General features: G+C 70.0%; 16 protein-coding genes. 6 read left to right on the top strand and 10 right to left on the bottom strand.

What is annotated here, in order from left to right; translation table 11 throughout:
- Positions 1-1356, top strand: a 1356-nt coding sequence (locus C5B96_RS13275; RefSeq protein ID WP_146078182.1) for a glycosyltransferase family 4 protein, incomplete at its 5' end; no start/stop codon positions are given.
- Here the strand turns inward: C5B96_RS13275 and C5B96_RS13280 are convergent.
- Together C5B96_RS13280 and C5B96_RS13285 are read right to left on the bottom strand one after the other, a co-directional pair.
- Positions 1296-2231, bottom strand: a complete 936-nt coding sequence (locus tag C5B96_RS13280) for an ADP/ATP-dependent (S)-NAD(P)H-hydrate dehydratase (RefSeq protein WP_104245843.1) — start codon at positions 2229-2231, stop codon at positions 1296-1298. The two genes, C5B96_RS13275 and C5B96_RS13280, sit on opposite strands and share 61 nt — an antisense overlap.
- Entirely contained in the window at positions 2215-2970 is a 756-nt protein-coding gene (locus C5B96_RS13285; RefSeq protein WP_104245844.1) for a histidine phosphatase family protein, read from the bottom strand. Before C5B96_RS13285 ends, C5B96_RS13280 begins: the two co-directional genes overlap by 17 nt.
- Before the next feature lie 80 nt (positions 2971-3050).
- On the opposite strand from C5B96_RS13285, the gene C5B96_RS13290 reads away from it, so the two are divergent.
- Positions 3051-3698: a TetR/AcrR family transcriptional regulator gene (locus C5B96_RS13290; RefSeq protein ID WP_104245845.1), complete on the top strand. Its 648-nt coding sequence runs from the start codon at positions 3051-3053 to the stop codon at positions 3696-3698.
- Here the strand turns inward: C5B96_RS13290 and C5B96_RS17860 are convergent.
- Positions 3621-6095, bottom strand: a complete 2475-nt coding sequence (locus C5B96_RS17860; protein ID WP_104245846.1) for an alpha/beta fold hydrolase — start codon at positions 6093-6095, stop codon at positions 3621-3623. The two genes, C5B96_RS13290 and C5B96_RS17860, sit on opposite strands and share 78 nt — an antisense overlap.
- A 75-nt stretch (positions 6096-6170) precedes the next feature.
- Here C5B96_RS17860 and C5B96_RS13300 point away from each other — a divergent pair, with 75 nt between their 5' ends.
- Together C5B96_RS13300 and C5B96_RS13305 are read left to right on the top strand one after the other, a co-directional pair.
- On the top strand, positions 6171-6782 hold the full coding sequence (locus tag C5B96_RS13300) for a TetR/AcrR family transcriptional regulator (RefSeq protein WP_104245847.1): 612 nt from the start codon (positions 6171-6173) through the stop codon (positions 6780-6782).
- Positions 6783-6837: 55 nt separating this feature from the next.
- Positions 6838-7695 (top strand): 3-hydroxyacyl-CoA dehydrogenase, encoded by an 858-nt coding sequence (locus C5B96_RS13305; RefSeq protein WP_104245848.1) that lies wholly within the window; start codon positions 6838-6840, stop codon positions 7693-7695.
- Between the two features lie 4 nt (positions 7696-7699).
- Here the strand turns inward: C5B96_RS13305 and C5B96_RS13310 are convergent, their stop codons facing one another.
- The 4 genes from C5B96_RS13310 to C5B96_RS13330 form a co-directional block, all read right to left on the bottom strand.
- Positions 7700-8197 (bottom strand): hypothetical protein, encoded by a 498-nt coding sequence (locus C5B96_RS13310; protein WP_104245849.1) that lies wholly within the window; start codon positions 8195-8197, stop codon positions 7700-7702.
- 110 nt (positions 8198-8307) lie between these two features.
- On the bottom strand, positions 8308-8676 hold the full coding sequence (locus tag C5B96_RS13315) for a VOC family protein (RefSeq protein WP_104245850.1): 369 nt from the start codon (positions 8674-8676) through the stop codon (positions 8308-8310).
- A 72-nt stretch (positions 8677-8748) separates the two neighbouring features.
- Complete coding sequence (locus tag C5B96_RS17430) at positions 8749-9945, bottom strand: hypothetical protein (protein ID WP_158507189.1); 1197 nt, start codon at positions 9943-9945, stop codon at positions 8749-8751.
- Between the two features lie 175 nt (positions 9946-10120).
- A complete protein-coding gene (locus C5B96_RS13330) occupies positions 10121-11317 on the bottom strand; it encodes a hypothetical protein (RefSeq protein ID WP_104245853.1) in 1197 nt (398 codons plus the stop codon).
- A gap of 136 nt (positions 11318-11453) precedes the next feature.
- Here C5B96_RS13330 and C5B96_RS13335 point away from each other — a divergent pair, with 136 nt between their 5' ends.
- The gene (locus tag C5B96_RS13335) at positions 11454-13289 is read left to right on the top strand and encodes a DEAD/DEAH box helicase (RefSeq protein ID WP_104245854.1); all 1836 of its coding nucleotides are present in this window, start codon (positions 11454-11456) and stop codon (positions 13287-13289) included.
- 3 nt (positions 13290-13292) lie between these two features.
- Here the strand turns inward: C5B96_RS13335 and C5B96_RS13340 are convergent, their stop codons facing one another.
- Positions 13293-13670, bottom strand: a complete 378-nt coding sequence (locus C5B96_RS13340; protein WP_146078183.1) for a hypothetical protein — start codon at positions 13668-13670, stop codon at positions 13293-13295.
- A gap of 51 nt (positions 13671-13721) precedes the next feature.
- On the opposite strand from C5B96_RS13340, the gene C5B96_RS13345 reads away from it, so the two are divergent.
- The gene (locus tag C5B96_RS13345) at positions 13722-14081 is read left to right on the top strand and encodes an STAS/SEC14 domain-containing protein (protein ID WP_104245856.1); all 360 of its coding nucleotides are present in this window, start codon (positions 13722-13724) and stop codon (positions 14079-14081) included.
- A gap of 15 nt (positions 14082-14096) precedes the next feature.
- Here C5B96_RS13345 and C5B96_RS13350 read toward each other — a convergent pair whose 3' ends face one another.
- Together C5B96_RS13350 and C5B96_RS13355 are read right to left on the bottom strand one after the other, a co-directional pair.
- Entirely contained in the window at positions 14097-15182 is a 1086-nt protein-coding gene (locus tag C5B96_RS13350) for an NYN domain-containing protein (RefSeq protein WP_104245857.1), read from the bottom strand.
- A 99-nt stretch (positions 15183-15281) separates the two neighbouring features.
- Complete coding sequence (locus C5B96_RS13355; protein WP_104245858.1) at positions 15282-16607, bottom strand: LLM class flavin-dependent oxidoreductase; 1326 nt, start codon at positions 16605-16607, stop codon at positions 15282-15284.
- Between the last annotated feature and the right edge of the window lie 33 nt (positions 16608-16640).

Here is a 16640-nt window from a genome sequence, read left to right on the forward strand (position 1 = left end):
CTCGCGGCGCGGGCGATGCTGTTCCGGCGGTACGTGCGGGCGGGGCTCGCGGGCGCGGGCGGGGGCGGAGCGGCGTACGACGCGGTGTTCCTGCCCGAGTGGGGCGGGCTCGCGGCGCTGCTGCCCAAGGGGGCGCCGCTGGTGACGAACCTGGCCACGGGCATCCGGCTCGGCGAGTGGATCGCGGGGCGACAGGCGCGCGACTTCCCGCTGGCGCTCCGGCCCGGGCGGGTGCTGCAGGATGTGCTCGAGACGCGGCAGATCCGGCGCTCGCGCGGCCTCGTTCCGATCTCGCGGGCCGTGCTGGCGTGGAATGAGCAGCACGTCGCACCGCTTCCGCCCGCCACGGTCGTGCGCAACTGCGTCGACCTGCCGCGCGTCGCCCGCGACGCCGCCGAGGCGCCGCTCCCCGACGGCTGGCCGGGCGACGCCGGCGCAGGTGGCGCCGACCGGGGTGGCGGGCGCAGCGCCGTCCGGAGAAGCGCAGGTGGCGAGGGCGACGCCGGCGCAGCCGGCGGCGACCGGGGCGGCGGGCGCGCGGGAGGGGGCGGCGGAGCGCCCGTCGTGCTGTTCGTGGGGCGGCTCGAGCGGCGGAAGGGGGTGCTGCCGGCCGTCGAGGCGTTCGGGGCGGTGCTGCAGCGGCATCCGGAGGCCCGGCTGGTGCTCGCCGGAGCCAGCGGCGACGCGCGCTTCGAGCCCACCCGCCGCGAACTGCTGCAGCGCCTGCCCGGCAGGGCACGGGAGCGCGTGACGTTCCTCGGGCACGTACCGGGCGACCGGCTCGCCGCGGCCATGGCGCAGGCGACGGTCGTGCTCTGCCCGTCCCGCTGGGAGGGGTTCGGCAATGTCGCGCTCGAAGCCATGGGCGCGGGCGCCCCGCTCATCGTCACGACGGGCAGCGGCTACGACGACTTCTGCCGTGACGGTGTGAATGCGCTGATGGTGGCTCCGGATGACCCGGCAGCGCTCGCGCGGTCCGTGCACCGGGTGCTCGCCGAGCCCGGCCTCGCAGCCCACCTGAAGGCGGGGGCCGCCGCACGGCTCGACCGCTTCGACCCGGATGTGGTCGCCATCAATCTCGCCGCGGCCGTTCGCGACCTGCTCGCCGCCGACGCCGCGACCGCAGAGCCATCGTCGGCGCCGCGAGCACCTGTGGCGCCGCCGGAGCCCGCCGACCCGCGGGAACCCGCCGACCTGCGAGAACCTGTCGCGCCGCCGGAGTCGGCCGACCCGCGACCACCTGGCGCGCCGCCGGAGCCTGCCGACCCGCCAAACCCGCGCAGGGCAGCGGTCCCTCAGGCGCCGATCTCGACCAGCACGCGCGGCAGCTCGTCGAGCAGCTCTCCGGCGAGGTAGCCGAGCGGGCCCACCGCGACCGCCAGCCTGTCCCCCGACACCGCATGAACGTGGGTTGCCCACACCGTAGCGCGGGCCGGGTCGGCCCCGCGGGCGAGCAGACCCGTGATCGTGCCGGCGAGAACGTCACCGCTGCCGGAGGTCGCGAGCCCTCCCGTACCGGTGCCGATCAGCCAGAGCGAACCCGAGGGGTCGGCGATCGTTCCGTAGCAGGTGACGGTCGCGCCGTAGCGCCGGGCGATCTCCCGCACATCGTCGGGCGTCACGTCGTCGGAGTCACCCGCGCCGCCTCCTGCCCCCGCCCCGCCGCCGGGGTCGCGCTCGAGCAGGCGCGCCGCCTCGCCCTTGTTCGGCGTCAGAACGAGTCGGCCCCGAAGCGCGTCGACCACGTCGGGCAGCGCGGGCAGCACCCCGAGCGCATAGGCGTCGAGCAGAACGAGAGTGTCGTCACCGAGCAGCGGCACGAGGGCGGTGAGCAGGCTCCGGGCCTCGTCGGCGTCGTCGAGGCCGGGCCCGACGACGACCACGTCTGCCGCCGCGAGGTCGTCGGCCGCCTCGTGGATGCCTGCACCCTCGATGTGCCCGTCGGCCGTCTCGCCGAGCGGCACCACACCCGCCTCCATCACGGCGACGGCGACCGCGGGGGCGACGGAGGCTCCGACGGCGAGCGTCAGGCGCCCGGCGCCCACCCGCAGCGCGGCGATCCCCGCGAGCATGGCCGCTCCGGGCGAGCGGAGCGCGCCGCCGACCACGACCACCTGGCCACGGCCGTACTTCGAGTCGGCGACAGGGGGCAGGGTCCAGCCGCGGAGCAGCTCGGGCGTGACCGTGAGCGGTGAGTTCCCCGTCGAGGATGGTTCAGTGGACGATGACATCGGTGTCTCCCGAGTGTTCGGTGGTCGGAACCCCCCGCAGCTCGACGTGCTCATCGTGCGAGAACAGGTCGAGCATCCAGAGCCCCGTGCCCGAGGGACGCACGAGCTTCGTGACCGACGCATTGCTCACCGTGTGCGTGCGGGCGAAGGCGAGCAGATCCGACTCGCTCACCCCCGTGCAGACGTAGATGAAGAGCATCACGACGGCGTCGTGCGCGGCGATCAGCACCGGCCCGGGCGAACCCGGCCGGGCGACGGTGATCAGGTCGAGGTCGGCGAGCAGCGAGCGCACACGCAGCGCGACGTCTGCCCACGATTCGCCGCCCGGCGGGCGGTAGTAGAACTTGCCGAGCCACCGACGCCGGGCCGCCTCGTCGGGCAGCAGGGCGTCGACACCCCGTGAGGTGAGCAGGTCGAGGATGCCGAGCTCCCGGTCGCGCAGGCGTTCGTCGACCTGCGGCACGGCGCCGAGCCCGGCCTCCTCGAGGGCGATGCCGATCGTCTGCCGGGCGCGGAGGTAGGGCGAGACCCAGACGGACGATGGATGCTCGACCGTCGCATTCTCGGCGAGCCACCCGCCGAGCGCCCGCGCCTGCCGCTCACCCGTCGGCGAGAGCGGAACGTCGGCATCGCGAAACGCGACCTCGATGCGTTCGGCCCCCGCCCGCTCGGCCTCCCCCGCCGCGACATTCGCGACGCTCTCCCCGTGCCGCACCAACCACAGCTCTGTCGCACCCATCGCGCCAGCGTAGAACAGGCACTGCCCCCTGTGCCACGCTCCCAGGGGGGGGCTTGCGCCTCGCTTGCTAGACTTCGAAAATGCCTCAACAGCCGAGAGTCCGGGCGGAGCGCGTCGAAGTCCGCCGCAGCCGCGACCGCATCCTCGGTGCGGCCGAGAACTACTACGCCGTGCACAACGACGATCCGACGATGAGCCAGCTCGCCCAGCTGGCCGGCGTCGGGAACGCCACGCTCTACCGGCGGTACGCGTCGGTTCCCGAGGTGATCCGCGCCCTCTACACCCGAACGGTCGGGTACCAGCAGGCGGTGATCGACGAGATGGCCCTGCAGCCGAGCGGCTGGGATGCGGTGGTCACCCTCATCACGGGTGTCGCCGAGGTGATCCTCGAGCATCCGGCCGTTCCGCGGGTCACCCGCAAAATGCTCGAGATCGAGCCCGGCCATCGACACGGAGCGCAGTGGAACGCCGTTCTCGTCGCGGTCGCGGCCCGTGCACAGGCCGAAGGCGCACTGCGGCCCGACGTCGACGTGAACGACCTGACCATGGCAGCCTTCCGGGTCGGCGACTACAGCTACCTGCCGGTGGCCGCCCGGGCACGCGTCGTCGCTCGCCAGCTGGCGATCGTGCTCGACGGGCTGCGGGCGGACTCAGTGCGAACGAGCCTGCCCGGTGACGGCATCCACACCGACGAGATTCAGACCTTCTTCCACGAGCACACCGGCTGACGACGCCTCGAGGAACGCCTGCACGACCTCGGCGAACTCGTCGGGCCGCTCGATCTGCGGCATGTGCCCGGTGCGGGCGAAGACGTGAGACTGGGCATTCGGCAGGGCAGCGATCGCGGCGTCGAGGTGGGAGAACGGCAGAATGTGGTCGTGGTCGCCCCACATCACCAGCACGGGGATGTGGAGGGCCGCGACGCGTTCGAGCAAGGCCTTTCGCCACTGCGGCCGCACACCCCGGATCGTTCCGAGGTCACGGGCGACGTCGAGCATGGTGCGGGCGTGCGCCCGCCTGCCCGACAGAGCGAAGGAGTGGGCGACGCGCTCCGGGGTCGCCAGGGAGCGGTCGTAGAACACGGCCTCCACGGTGCGGCGGGAGTTCTCGGGGTCGGGTCGCAGCAGAAAGTTTCCGAACGGGCGGAGGGCGAGCATCCGGAGCACCACCGTCACCTCCCTGCCGAAGCCGGCGCTGTCGGCGAGCGCGAGCGCCGACACCCGGTCGGGGTGGGCGGCGGCGAACGTCATCGCGACGGCGCCGCCGAGGGAGTTGCCGATGACAGGGAGAGCCCCGGTCACGCCGACGGCATCGAGATAGGCCGGCAGGATGCTCGCCAGCGCGTCGAGGGTCGCCCGGCCCGGCACGCGGTTGGAGTAGGCGAAGCCCGGGAGGTCGAGGCTCAGCACGCGGTGGTGCCGGGAGAGGCGGTCGTGCTGCTCGCTCCAGTCGTCGAGGCTCTGGCCGATGCCGTGCAGCAGCAGCACGGGAGAGCCCGAGCCGGTGTCCCGGTGGCGGAGGCGTACGCCGTCGACGGTGAGGAAGGCGGTGCCGGGCAGGGCGCGCGGGTCGGGCGCGGTGGTGCGGGACGGCACGGCCCTGTCGCCCCGCCGCCCGAAGCGCACGTCGTCGGTGAGGCGACCGGCCCGCAGCATGCGGAAGTCGCGCAGGTAGTTCTGGTGCATGCGCCACGGGGTGCGTTCGCCCTGGCGCGGCAGCGCGCCGGCGCTCCGCAGAACGTAGCCGGCCTGCAGGTCGATCAGCGGAACCAGTTCGCCGCGCCGGGCGCTGGCCGGGGCATCCGGAGTCACCGTCTGGTAGCCGTGCCGCTTCATGTACGCGAGCAGGCGCACCACGTACCCGGCCACCAGGTCGGCCTTGAGGGTCCAGGAGGCGTTGGTGTACCCGATCGTGAGCGAGAAGTTCGGTACGCCGTCGAGCATCATGCCCTTGTAGCTGAGGGCCTGCGAGACGTCGACCGGCGTGCCGTCGACACTCAGCTCCATGCCACCGATGACCAGCAGGTTGAGGCCGGTCGCCGTCACGATGATGTCCGCGTCGAGCTCGCCGCCCGAGGCGAGGCGGATGCCCGTGGGCGTGATGGTCTCGATGCGGTCGGTCACCATGTCGGCCGCACCCCGGTTGATCGCCCGGTAGAGGTCTCCGTCGGGAATCGCGCAGAGCCGCTGGTCCCACGGTTCGTAGGTCGGGGCGAGGTGCGTGTCGACCGCGAAGCCCGCGGGCAGTTTCGCGACCGCCGACTTTCGCAGAATGCCCTTCATCGTCTCGGGGCGGCGCCGGCTGAGCTGGTAGGTGAACATCGAATAGCCGATGTTCTTCAGCCGCACGATGTCGTACGCCAGCTGGGCGGGCAGCTTGCCACGCAGACGGTCGGCGAGGTGGTCGCGCGACGAGACGGGTGCAATGTAGGTGGGTGAGCGCTGCAGCATCGTCACGTGGGCGGCTGTCTTCGCCAGCGAGGGTACGAGGGTGACGGCCGTCGCCCCGCTGCCGACGACGACGACGCGCTTGCCCGCGTAGTCGAGATCGGCGGGCCAGTGCTGGGGGTGCACGATGGTGCCCGCGAAGGTCTCAGCGCCGGGGATCGCCGGGGTGAATCCCTCGTCGTAGCGGTAGTAGCCCGAACACACCGAGAGGAACGAGCAGGTGAAGGTGACGGTGTCAGCGGGCCGGGCATCCGGAGCCCCACCCGGCATGCCGGCCGTGTACTCACCGGCCGTGTACTCCCCGTCTGGTGTGCGCACCGCCGTCACCGTCCAGAGGGCCGTCTCGCTCGAGAACTCGGCACGCAGAACGCGGTGGTGGAGGCGGATGTGCGGCGCGAGCCCTTCGTCGGCGATCGTCTCGGTGATGTACTCGCGGATCGAGCTGCCGTCGGCAATGGCCTTCGCATTTGTCCACGGGCGGAAGGAGTACCCGAGCGTGTACATGTCGGAGTCGGAGCGGATGCCCGGGTACCGGAACAGGTCCCACGTGCCGCCCACGGCGCCCCGCGACTCGAGCACGGCGAACGTCGTTCCGCGGCTCTCCCGCTTCAGGCGGCTGGCCGCCCCGATTCCGCTGAGGCCGGCCCCCACGATCAACACGTCGATGTGTTCAGTCATATCCCCACTTTAAACACTCCGTCGAGTTTGTCGACACCCTGTTGACTCAGGTCGGGTATTCGTTAGTGTGGGGCCATGACCCAGCGCGGACGCCGATCATCCCGCCTCTCCGGCGACGAACGCCAAGAGGCGATCCTGGTGACGGCCGAGAGGCTCCTGCAGCAGCGCACGCTGGAGGAGATCTCGATCGAAGACCTCGCGACGGGCGCGGGCATCTCGCGGCCGAGCTTCTACTTCTACTACTCGTCGAAAGACGACGTGCTGCTCGCGCTGCTCGACCGCGTCATCTCGGAGGTGCAGGTGCGCGTCGCCGGGCTGCCCCGCGAGTTCGGCCCCGACCCGGCCGCCGCGTGGCGCCGGTCGATCGCCGTGTTCGTCGACGTGTTCGCCGCTCACCGGGCCGTGTCGGCGGCGGCCATCGCCGCGCGGCTCCGCAACCCGGAGGTGCACGAGCTGTGGTCGGCGTCGATGCAGACCTGGGTCGGCTACGCCCACGACGCGATCGTCGCCGAACGCGCCCGGGGTTCCGCACCGCAGGGAATGGATGCCCGTGACCTCGCCGTCGCCCTCAACCTGATGAACGAACGGGTGCTCTCTGCCGCGTTCAACGGCGAGACGCCCGCCGTAGACGAAGAGCACGTGCTCGACATTCTGACCGGCATCTGGGTGCGGAGCATCTACAACTGAGTTTTCGCGGACGGCAAAGATGCCGCCCGCCTGCCAACGGACGAAAGGCACCACCATGCAGAAAATCTCGAACGTCACCGTGCTCGGCACCGGCGTGCTCGGCTCCCAGATCGCCTTCCAGGCGGCGTGGTACGGGTACGCGGTCACCGCCTTCGACCTCGACGAGAGCCTCCTCGGCGCGGCCCGGGAACGCTTCACGAAGCTGGCGGCGATCTACACGGCCGACGGGGTCGGCGGCGGGGGCGAGGGGCGCGGCGAGCGGGTGCTGGCCGGCATCCACTACTCGCACGATCTCGCCGAGGCGGTCGCCGACGCCGACCTGGTGATCGAGGCCGTGCCGGAGACGCTGTCGATCAAGCAGCAGACGTACACGGACCTCGCGGCCGTCGCGCCGGCGAAGACGATCTTCGCGACGAACTCGTCGACGCTGCTGCCGAGCGACCTGAAGGAGTCGACGGGCCGGCCCGACCGGTTTCTCGCGCTGCACTACGCCAACAACGTGTGGCGGCAGAACACGGCGGAGGTGATGGGCACGACAGACACCGACCCCGCGGTGTTCGACGCGGTCGTCGCCTTCACCGAGGGCAGCGGACTCGTGCCGATCAGATTGAAGAAGGAGAAGGCAGGCTCCGTTCTCAACTCGATGCTGGTGCCTCTGCTGAATGCGGCCGCGGGTCTGCTCGTCGGCGGGTTCGCCGACGCCGAGACGATCGACAAGACGTGGCGGATCGGCACGGGGGCCCCGGTCGGGCCGTTCCAGATCTTCGACATCATCGGCCTGACGACCCCCTACAACATCGCCGTCGCCAGCTCCGATGCAGGGTCGCAGGCCTTCGCGGCCTACCTGAAGGAGAACTTCATCGACGCGGGCAAGCTCGGCGTCGCGACCGGCGAGGGGTTCTACCGCTACTGACGCGTCAGGATGCCGGGCCGAGCATGATCGCGAGCAGGGCTGCGGCCCCACCCACGATGAACAGCATCGTGCCCAGCTGCATCGTGAGGGTCTTGTTGCGGTCGGCCGTCGGCACATCGACCTCGAGGATGGGGCAGCCCGACCAGCCGATGAGTCCGACGCTGAGCGCGACGAGGAACGACGCGACCCAGAAGATCACGGCGAGGCCGCCGGTGAGCAGTGCGGGGCGCCAGCCCGAGGCCAGGAGCACGCTGGCGACGACGCCGACCGCGAGCACCACAGCGACGAACCACACGGTTCCCGTCTGCATGATGCGCTGAACATTGACCTCGGGGCTCATCAGCACATGCAGCTCGGGGGCCGGAGTCGGCTGGCCGGCGAGCGAGGCGGGTCGGCCGGCGGGCGACGCGGCCTGACCGGCGGGCGACGTGGGCGATGCCTTGGCCGACGAGACCGTGCGCACGGAGGAGTACGAGCCGAAACCAGGAGTCGTGTCGCTCACGAGTCGTCCTTTCGAGAATGCTGATCTGCCTGAGGCAGACGGTACCACCACGGTCCTCCAGTCTCTAACCGGGCACCCGGCGGCCTATTCCCATTCCGCAGGAGATGGGGTCAGTCGTTCGGGCGGATGAGGCAGAAGGGGTGGCCGGCGGGGTCGAGGTAGACGCGGAACGTGGGCGTGCCGGAACCGGTGGGCGTGGCGCCGAGGGCGAGCACCTGCCGCTCGGCTTCGTCGAGGTCGCCGACCTTCACGTCGAGGTGCAGCTGCTGCGGAACCAGTTGGCCCGGCCACTCGGGTGGGGTGAAGTCGTCGACGCGCTGGAACGCGACGATGGGCCGCGCCTCACCACCCGGCCCGAAGAGTTCGACCCAGTCGGGGTCGTCGGAGAACCGCCGCATTCCGAGCAGTTCCCCGTAGAAGTCCGCGAGCGCAACCGGGTCTGGGCAGTCGATGACGATGACGTCGAGCGAGCCGATCATGAGACGAGTGTAGGAGGATGTCGCCCGGGCCAGAAGCTCCCGAGCGACATCCACCCCGCCCGCGCCTGCCGGCTACCCGACGTTGACGACGTAGTGCGTCTTGCGCGAGATCGGCATCGGGGCCGACTGGGCCCCGTCGATCACGTACGGCTTCAGCCGGGCACCGGTCGGGAGCCGCACGACGACGTCGGAGAGGAGCTGCTGGTTGGTTCGGCCGTTGAAGACCCGCGGGATCGCGAGGGTCAGTGCCCCGCGATTGTTCGGGTGCCCGCCGCTGATCGACAGCGGGTCGACCACGATGTGGATCTTCGCCGACGACAGCCAGGTGCCGAAGAACATGTGCGAGGCCGTCCACTCCGCCCAGTCGATCTGGATCGACGGCATGAAGTGCATGATGTCGCCGAAGACGTGCTCGTGGTTGATGCCGGTGAAGCGGTAACCGGTCGCCATCTTCGTGTTCGCATTGTGCTCGATGCGGATGCGCCGGGTGGTGGGGTTCGAGGTCGCATTCGCGGTGCTCGGTGTCGCGCCCGCCGTCGAGAAGGTCAGCGACGAGACCAGCGAGTGATGCAGGTACGAGTTCTCGATCACGGGGCGGGTGGAGCCGTTGAATCCCATCGGAGACCCACCGACCCGGGCGCCGTCAGCGGTACGACCGTCGACCTCGACATTCGAGATCAGCGTGTCGGTGTCGCGGTAGCCCATGATTTGGAACGTTTCACCGGGGGGCGAATTCGCGTCACCCCACGCCGAAGCGATGAAGGTCGAGTTGCGGATAATGGCCTTCCGACCCCAGTAGACCGTCAGCCCGTGGTAGTTGTGACCGGCCTTGGCCGGGTTCGCCGCCGACCACGGCTGCGTAGTGCCAGTCAGGGTCAGGCCGTCGATCACGGTCTGCACTCCGGACTGGCTCCCGTTCGGCCCGATCCGGAGCAGCGAGAAGGGATTGGTCGAGCCGTTTCCGCTGGGAACGGCCGCTGCCTTCGTCGACGACATCGGAGCGATCGTGTAGGCGACGTTCTTCAGCGACGTGACGTTCGGCTGGTACCAGCAGTAGTTCGACTGGGCGAAGTCGCGACCAGTCACGGCGACAGAGGCAGCCCGGGCGGCTGCGCTCGCTCCGTAGGTGGTCGCGGTCGTGGCGGCCGTGGCGGCCGCTTCTGCGAGCGGAGTCGTGGCGGCGGGCACCGCCGAGACCCCTGCTGCGTTCGCGCTGGCCGCGGGGGCGAGCACGGCAGCCGCAGCGGCCGGCACCGAGAAGCCGATCATCTTCAGAACGGCCCGGCGTTTGATGGACGGATTGATGGCGGATGTGACAGGTCGCGTGGAGCCTGATTCGTTTCTGATGGGAGTACCCCCCGAATAGGTGACAATTTGACCACCACATCATACGAAACGGTTTCTGAACGTTCGCCTCACCCAGTTGAGCCCATATTGCCCTGAATCAGGCGGTGTTCACAACGAAATGCGTCGATCGACTCAGCGGCAACGAGCTGTTGGGCTTGCGCGAGATGACGTAGGGGGTCAGGCGCTTTCCGCTCTGATCGACGACGCTGATGTCGCTGAGCTTCTGCTGGTTGGCCCGGCCGTTGAACTGGGCCGGCACGGCCAGCGTCAGCGCGCCGTTGTTGTACGGTGCGCCGCCGACGATGTCGGAGGGATTGACCGTGATCACGATCTTCGCCGATGTGAGCCACGACCCGAAGAACATGTGGCTGGCGTTCCACTCGTACCAGTCCATCACGATGCGGGGCAGGTAGTGGGTGATGGTGCCGATCACGTGTTCGTGGTTGATTCCCGTGAAGCGGAAGCCGGTGTCCATCTTCGTGTTCGCGTTGTGTTCGATGCGGAGCCGGCGCGTGGTCGGGCTCGAGGTGGCTGTCGACGCCGACACTCCGCCGCCCGCCGTCGAGAACGTCAGCGAGGAGACGAGCGAGTGGTGGAAGTAGGAGTCCGCGATGACCGGGCGGGTCGATCCGTTGAACCCGGCCGGTGAGCCACCCACCCGGGTTCCATCCGGGGTGCGGCCGTCGACCTCGACGTTCGAGATGAGCGTGTCGGTGTCCCTGTACCCCATCAGCGCGAAGGTCTCCCCGGGCGGGGAGACATAGTCGCCCCAGGCTGCGGCGATGAAGGTCGAGTTGAGCACCTTCGCACTGCGACCCCAGTAGATCGTGAGTCCGTGGTAGTTGTGCCCTGATTTGGTCGGGTTCGAGCCCGAACGGGGCTGCACCGTGCCGGTCAGCGTGAGCCCGTCGACGATGACCTGCTTGCCGCTGCCGGAGTTGTTCGGCCCGAGACGCATCAACGAGAGCGGGTTCGTCGCACCGCTGGTCGACTGCGTCGGAACCATCCAGGCCTTCGTCGAACTCATCGGAGCGATCGTGTACGAGACGTTCTTCAGCGAGGTCACCGTCGGCATGTACCAGCAGTAGTTGGACTGGGCGAAGTCGCGCCCCGTGACGGAGGCGACCGGTGTTGTTCCGGCCGAACCGATGCCGGTCGGGCGGAGGGCGGCGGCCGACGCGCTTTCGGGAGCGCGGAAGGCGCTGCCCACAGGCAGTGCGACGGCAGGTACGGCGAGACCGGCCAAGCGGAGGAGCTGGCGGCGGGACAGGAACGGTGCTGGTGTGGGTGTCATCAGTGTCTTCCCGGTTCGTGACCCCCGAGAGGGGGCGGACAGGGTTTAGTACGCTACACCATTCGGGTGGTAGCAGATTCGACCGTCGGGGTTCGCGCTGCCACCGGCTGCCGCTCGGAACGACTACCGTTTGACTATGACCACCGACACGAACGCCGATACAGAGGCACCCGCTGCCGAAACCGCGACCACCTTCGCCGACCTCGGGCTGAGTGACGCCGTTCTCCGCGCCGTTCGCGACGTGGGCTACGAGACCCCCTCCGCCATTCAGGCCGCCACCATCCCGCCACTCCTCGAGGGCCGCGACGTCGTCGGCCTCGCCCAGACCGGAACCGGCAAGACGGCCGCCTTCGCCCTGCCCATCCTGAGCCGCCTCGACGTCTCGCAGAAGAAGCCGCAGGCGCTCGTGCTCTCCCCCACCCGCGAGCTCGCCCTGCAGGTGTGCGAGGCCTTCGAGCAGTACGCGTCGCAGATGCGCGGCGTTCACGTTCTGCCCGTCTACGGCGGCCAGGCCTACGGCGTGCAGCTCTCGGCACTCCGCCGCGGCGTGCACGTGGTCGTCGGCACCCCCGGCCGCATCATGGACCACCTCGCCAAGGGCACCCTCGACCTCTCGGAGCTGAAGTACCTGGTTCTCGACGAGGCCGACGAGATGCTGAAGATGGGCTTCGCCGAAGACGTCGAGACGATTCTCGCCGACACCCCCGACGACAAGCAGGTCGCGCTCTTCTCTGCGACGATGCCGCCGGCGATCCGCCGCATCGCCAAGCAGTACCTCAACGACGCCGAAGAGATCACGGTCAAGAACAAGACCACCACCTCGGCGAACACCACCCAGCGCTACCTGATGGTCTCGTACCCGCAGAAGGTCGACGCGCTGACCCGCATCCTCGAGGTCGAGAACTTCGAGGGCATGATCGTCTTCGTACGCACCAAGAGCGAGACCGAGGTGCTCGCCGAGAAGCTCCGCGCCCGCGGCTACTCGGCAGCCGCGATCTCGGGCGACGTGGCCCAGGCGCAGCGCGAACGCACAGTCAACCAGCTCAAGTCGGGCAAGCTCGACATTCTGGTGGCGACGGATGTCGCGGCGCGCGGCCTCGACGTCGACCGCATCAGCCACGTGGTGAACTACGACATCCCGATCGACACCGAGTCGTACGTGCACCGTATCGGCCGCACCGGGCGCGCCGGCCGGAGCGGTGCGGCGATCAGCTTCGTGACCCCCCGCGAGCGCCGCCTGCTCGGGGCGATCGAGAAGGCGACGCGCCAGCCGCTCACCGAGATGCAGCTGCCCTCTGTCGGCGACGTGAACGTGACACGACTCGCCCGGTTCGACGACGCGATCACCGCGGCCCTTTCGCAGACGAGCCGCATCGCGGCCTTCCGCGACATCGTCGGGCACTACATCGAGCACCACGACGTGCCGGAGGCCGACGTGGCCGCGGCGCTCGCCGTGGTCGCGCAGGGCGACACTCCCCTGTTGCTCGAGGAGGATGCCCGCGGCTCCCGGTACACCCGCGACGACCGCCCGGCCCGCGCCGACCGGGAGAGCCGCGACGGCGACCGCGATGCGCGCGGCGCCCGCGAGGGCAGGGTCACGCACGACGGTCGTGGCGGCACGGATGATCGGGGTGAACGCCCCGAGCGGCGGCCCCGCAGCACCAAGCCGATGACGTCGTACCGCATCGAGGTCGGCAAACGGCAGAAGGTCGAACCGCGCCAGATCGTCGGAGCGCTCGCGAACGAGGGCGGGCTGAACCGCGACGACTTCGGGCACATCGACATCCGCCCCGACTTCTCGCTCGTCGAGCTGCCGGTCGACATGCCGGGCGATGTGCTCGACCGCCTCAGGGACACCCGCATCAGCGGCAAGCTGATCGAGATCGCGCCCGACCGGCGCGGCGGGGGTGCGCCCCGCTACGGAGACCGCGACCGCGACGACCGCCCGGCCCGGAAGCCCCGGCAGAAGTAGGGCTCAGCGGCCGAACTGCGGAGCGGTGAGCAAGATCGCGAGGGCGATCGAGCCGCACACGGCCACGGCGCTCACCGCGCCGAAGACGGTTCCCCAGCGCCCCCGCAGCTGCACCGCGAGCACGAGGGCGGCGAGCGCTGCGACGACGGCCGCCGCCGCGAACACGTCGAGCACGACGAGTTCGGCGATCGTGGGGGCGGGCGCCTCTCCGGTGAGGGCGAACGACGCCCAGAACCCGGCCCCGACGGCGAGCACTGCGAAGACGAAGGCGGCGACCAGCAGCGCGGCGTCGACCGTGATCAGGCGCTGGCGCCTGGCCCCGGTCGCGTGCCGCACCCTGGCTTCGTCGTTCGTCATCGCTGCCCCCCGGGCATCCTGCATGTGCACAGACTAGTGAGGGTGAGCAAGATTCGGAAAGGCTAGAGTGTCGGCATGCTCACTGGAGAACAGATTCCCGGAACCCACATCTTCGAAGTCGAGTACGCCGGCGGTATCGACGCCGCCGAATTCGACGCCCTGCGCGACAGGCTCGCCGCCTTTCTCGACAGCAACGACCCGGCCGACGTGCTCGCGGTCTACGGCGACCTCGACCTGTCGAAGATCGAGCCGAAAGCCCTCTGGGACGACCTGAAGTCGATCGGTCTCGCCCAGAAGGTGCGCCGTGCCGCGCTGCTCACCGACTCGGGTGTGCTCTCGACGATGGCCAAGGCCGGCAGCATCTTCCTGAAGACCGATGTGCGCGTGTTCGCCTCCAGCGGCAGGGCAGAAGCCCTCGCCTGGCTGAACTCCTAGCCCGGGGGCGTCGGGTCAGGCGCCCGCAGCGGCGCCGGGGCGCAGGCGGATGAGCCGCTGCGGGCCCTCCTCCTCGAGCTCGGCGACGTCGGAGCGCGACGAGAGGAAGTCGCTGAACGACCGATAGCCGAGCGGCTTCTCGTTGAACGAGGGGTCCATGCGGCGCATCTGGTTCTTCACCGTGCCCGTGTTCAGCCACTCGTCGGCGTCACCCTTCGCGTGGCCGATCTGCAGCGCGCGAACGAGCAGCTCGGTCGCGACCGTCTGCGGGTCGATGTCGGCCAGCGTCTCGGGCTCGTCGAACGGTGTGTCTTCGACGTGGGAGAACATCGGGATGGTCGTGACCCGCCGTGAACGGCCGGGAGCCTTCTGCGGCTGCGCATCCGGTCGCTCGGTTCCCCGCGGCGGCAATGTCGACGAGCCCGACGCTGCTGCACCCGCACCGGCCGCTTGGGCCGCGCCCGCACCGGAGCGCCCTGCGGAGCCCGCGGCATCCGCCCCGCCACGATCGGTGCCGTTGACCTTCTCGATGCCGGGGAGCGAGTCGTAGTCCTCGAACTCGTCGCACGCGGCTGCGAGCGACGTGCTCGTCGACCCGGCGACGCCGATGCCGACCACGAAGCGGCCGAGGCGCTTCGACTTCTGCGCGAGCGCGATGTAGTCGGAGTCACCGGCGACGATGATCACGTGCGTGAGATCTGGCAGGCGGAAGAGGTCTTCGACCACGTCGACGGCCAGGCGGATGTCGGCGCCGTTCTTCGTGCCGCGCGTGGTGGTGGTGAAGAGCTGGGTCAGGTCGACGGCCCGAGACATGAGCTGGCGCTGGTAGCTCGCATTGACCGGAACCGACCAGTCGGCGTAGGCACGGTTGACGACCATGGTGCCGAACGAGGCGGCGAAGTCGATGATGGCATTGAAGTCGACCGTGGCGGCGGCCAGGCGCGCGGCCACATCGGGGTCGGCATCCCGGCTGGAGCGGTCGAAGTTGCGGATGTTGTCGCGCTGGAAGGCGCTGCGGCCGTGCAGCTGCTGGTAGCGCGAGATGACGATGTTGTCGAAGTCGATGTAGAGGCCCACACGGGCGTCGATCGGTTCGGTCATGGGTGAACTCCTTCTTCGCAAACGGAAGCCTCAGTCGCGATCCGGTGTCTTCAGTCTGTCGCCCCGTGCGCGGAGGGGCGGTTGCGGGCGCAGGGTGGGTCAGAAGTCGGTGAGATTGGCGCGCAGGCCGCCGCCGCCGAAGGAGGAGCGGAGGATGCCGCGGGCACGGAGTTCGGGCACGGCGCGGTCGAGCATCCGGTGCAGCGTGACCGGGTGCAGGTCGCCGTTGATGATGAAGCCGTCGTTGTCGGCGGACTCCCCGAGCTCTTCGACGAAGTCGGCGAACTGGGCGGCGGTGCCGACGAAGCCCGAACCGTCGGTGAAGCGGCCCTTGCGGGCCTTGCGGGTCGCGATCTGCCGCAGGGTGTCGCTCTTGAGCGAACCGCCCCGGCCGACGAGGTTGGCGATCGTTCCCTGCGAGACGTGCTGCCCGAAGACCCCGGGGCCGATCGGCCGGTCGAGGTCGAGCACCGTGAGGTCGGTCTCGAGATCGCTCGACTGGGCGGCCAGAACCGACCGCAGCACGTCGTCGGTCGGATGCTCGGACTCGGCCACGACGCGATCGACCTCTGCCGGGCTGTCGACGATCTCCGGTTTGACGACGAAGAGGATCGTGATGTCGCTCGGTGCCCGCCCGTTCGCCACGGCCGCCTCGTGGATGCGGCCCCGGTACGCCCGCACGCTGGCCGCGTCGAGCGGAGCGAGGGCCAGCTGCACGTCGGAGTTGTGCCCGGCGAAGGCGAGCCCGCGGCCCGACCCGCCGGGCGAGACGATCACCGGGTCACCGGCGCCCTCGTCGAAGGGCAGCGCGTTCAGCGGGCCGTCGAGCTCGAAGTACTCACCCCGGTGCTCGAACGCATCGAGCTTCGACGCATCGGCGAACCGCCCCGAGTCGACGTCGCCGACATACGCCCCCGACCCCCAGCTGTGCCAGAGGCGGCGGATGACGCCCAGCCACTCCTCGGCGCGATCGTACGCGGCGTCGTGCGTGAGCTCGGGCAGCCCGAAATGCCGCGCGCTCTTCACGTCGGTGACGACGTTGGCGCCGAAACGATTGCCACTGAGGTGCTGCAGCGTCGCGAACTGCCGCGCCGCCAGGTAGGGCGCATAGGCGCCCGCGTTGACGGTGGGCGTGACGCCGAGGTGCGTAGTGGCGGCGAAGAGGTAGGGGGCGAGCAGCAGAGGGTCGTGCTTCGGCCCGCCGTAGGCCGAATCCACGCGCAGCCGCAGCGTCGAGGGCGACCCGAGCGAGAGCGCGTCTTCGATGATCAGCAGGTCGAAGCCGGCCTGCTCGAGCTCACGGGCCGACTGCTGGTAGAGGTCGGGGCGCTGCCAGGCGTAGTTCCACCGGTGGTCGGGGCGCCCCCAGCCCTGCGGCCCGAAGCCGCGGCCGAAGAACCAGCCGAAGTGTTGCAGTCGTGACATGGCTCCAGTCTGGCGACGGCCCGGCAGGCCCGC

This window comes from Subtercola sp. Z020 (genome assembly GCF_002931235.1).
Lineage (GTDB): Bacteria > Actinomycetota > Actinomycetes > Actinomycetales > Microbacteriaceae > Subtercola.

Coding starts and splice junctions, on each gene's coding strand:
- C5B96_RS13280 (WP_104245843.1), bottom strand. CDS start 2,231: ATGTCATCGTCCACTGAACCATCCTCGACGGGGAACTCACCGCTCACG.
- C5B96_RS13285 (WP_104245844.1), bottom strand. CDS start 2,970: ATGGGTGCGACAGAGCTGTGGTTGGTGCGGCACGGGGAGAGCGTCGCG.
- C5B96_RS13290 (WP_104245845.1), top strand. CDS start 3,051: ATGCCTCAACAGCCGAGAGTCCGGGCGGAGCGCGTCGAAGTCCGCCGC.
- C5B96_RS17860 (WP_104245846.1), bottom strand. CDS start 6,095: ATGACTGAACACATCGACGTGTTGATCGTGGGGGCCGGCCTCAGCGGA.
- C5B96_RS13300 (WP_104245847.1), top strand. CDS start 6,171: ATGACCCAGCGCGGACGCCGATCATCCCGCCTCTCCGGCGACGAACGC.
- C5B96_RS13305 (WP_104245848.1), top strand. CDS start 6,838: ATGCAGAAAATCTCGAACGTCACCGTGCTCGGCACCGGCGTGCTCGGC.
- C5B96_RS13315 (WP_104245850.1), bottom strand. CDS start 8,676: ATGATCGGCTCGCTCGACGTCATCGTCATCGACTGCCCAGACCCGGTT.
- C5B96_RS17430 (WP_158507189.1), bottom strand. CDS start 9,945: ATGATCGGCTTCTCGGTGCCGGCCGCTGCGGCTGCCGTGCTCGCCCCC.
- C5B96_RS13330 (WP_104245853.1), bottom strand. CDS start 11,317: ATGACACCCACACCAGCACCGTTCCTGTCCCGCCGCCAGCTCCTCCGC.
- C5B96_RS13335 (WP_104245854.1), top strand. CDS start 11,454: ATGACCACCGACACGAACGCCGATACAGAGGCACCCGCTGCCGAAACC.
- C5B96_RS13340 (WP_146078183.1), bottom strand. CDS start 13,670: ATGCAGGATGCCCGGGGGGCAGCGATGACGAACGACGAAGCCAGGGTG.
- C5B96_RS13345 (WP_104245856.1), top strand. CDS start 13,722: ATGCTCACTGGAGAACAGATTCCCGGAACCCACATCTTCGAAGTCGAG.
- C5B96_RS13350 (WP_104245857.1), bottom strand. CDS start 15,182: ATGACCGAACCGATCGACGCCCGTGTGGGCCTCTACATCGACTTCGAC.
- C5B96_RS13355 (WP_104245858.1), bottom strand. CDS start 16,607: ATGTCACGACTGCAACACTTCGGCTGGTTCTTCGGCCGCGGCTTCGGG.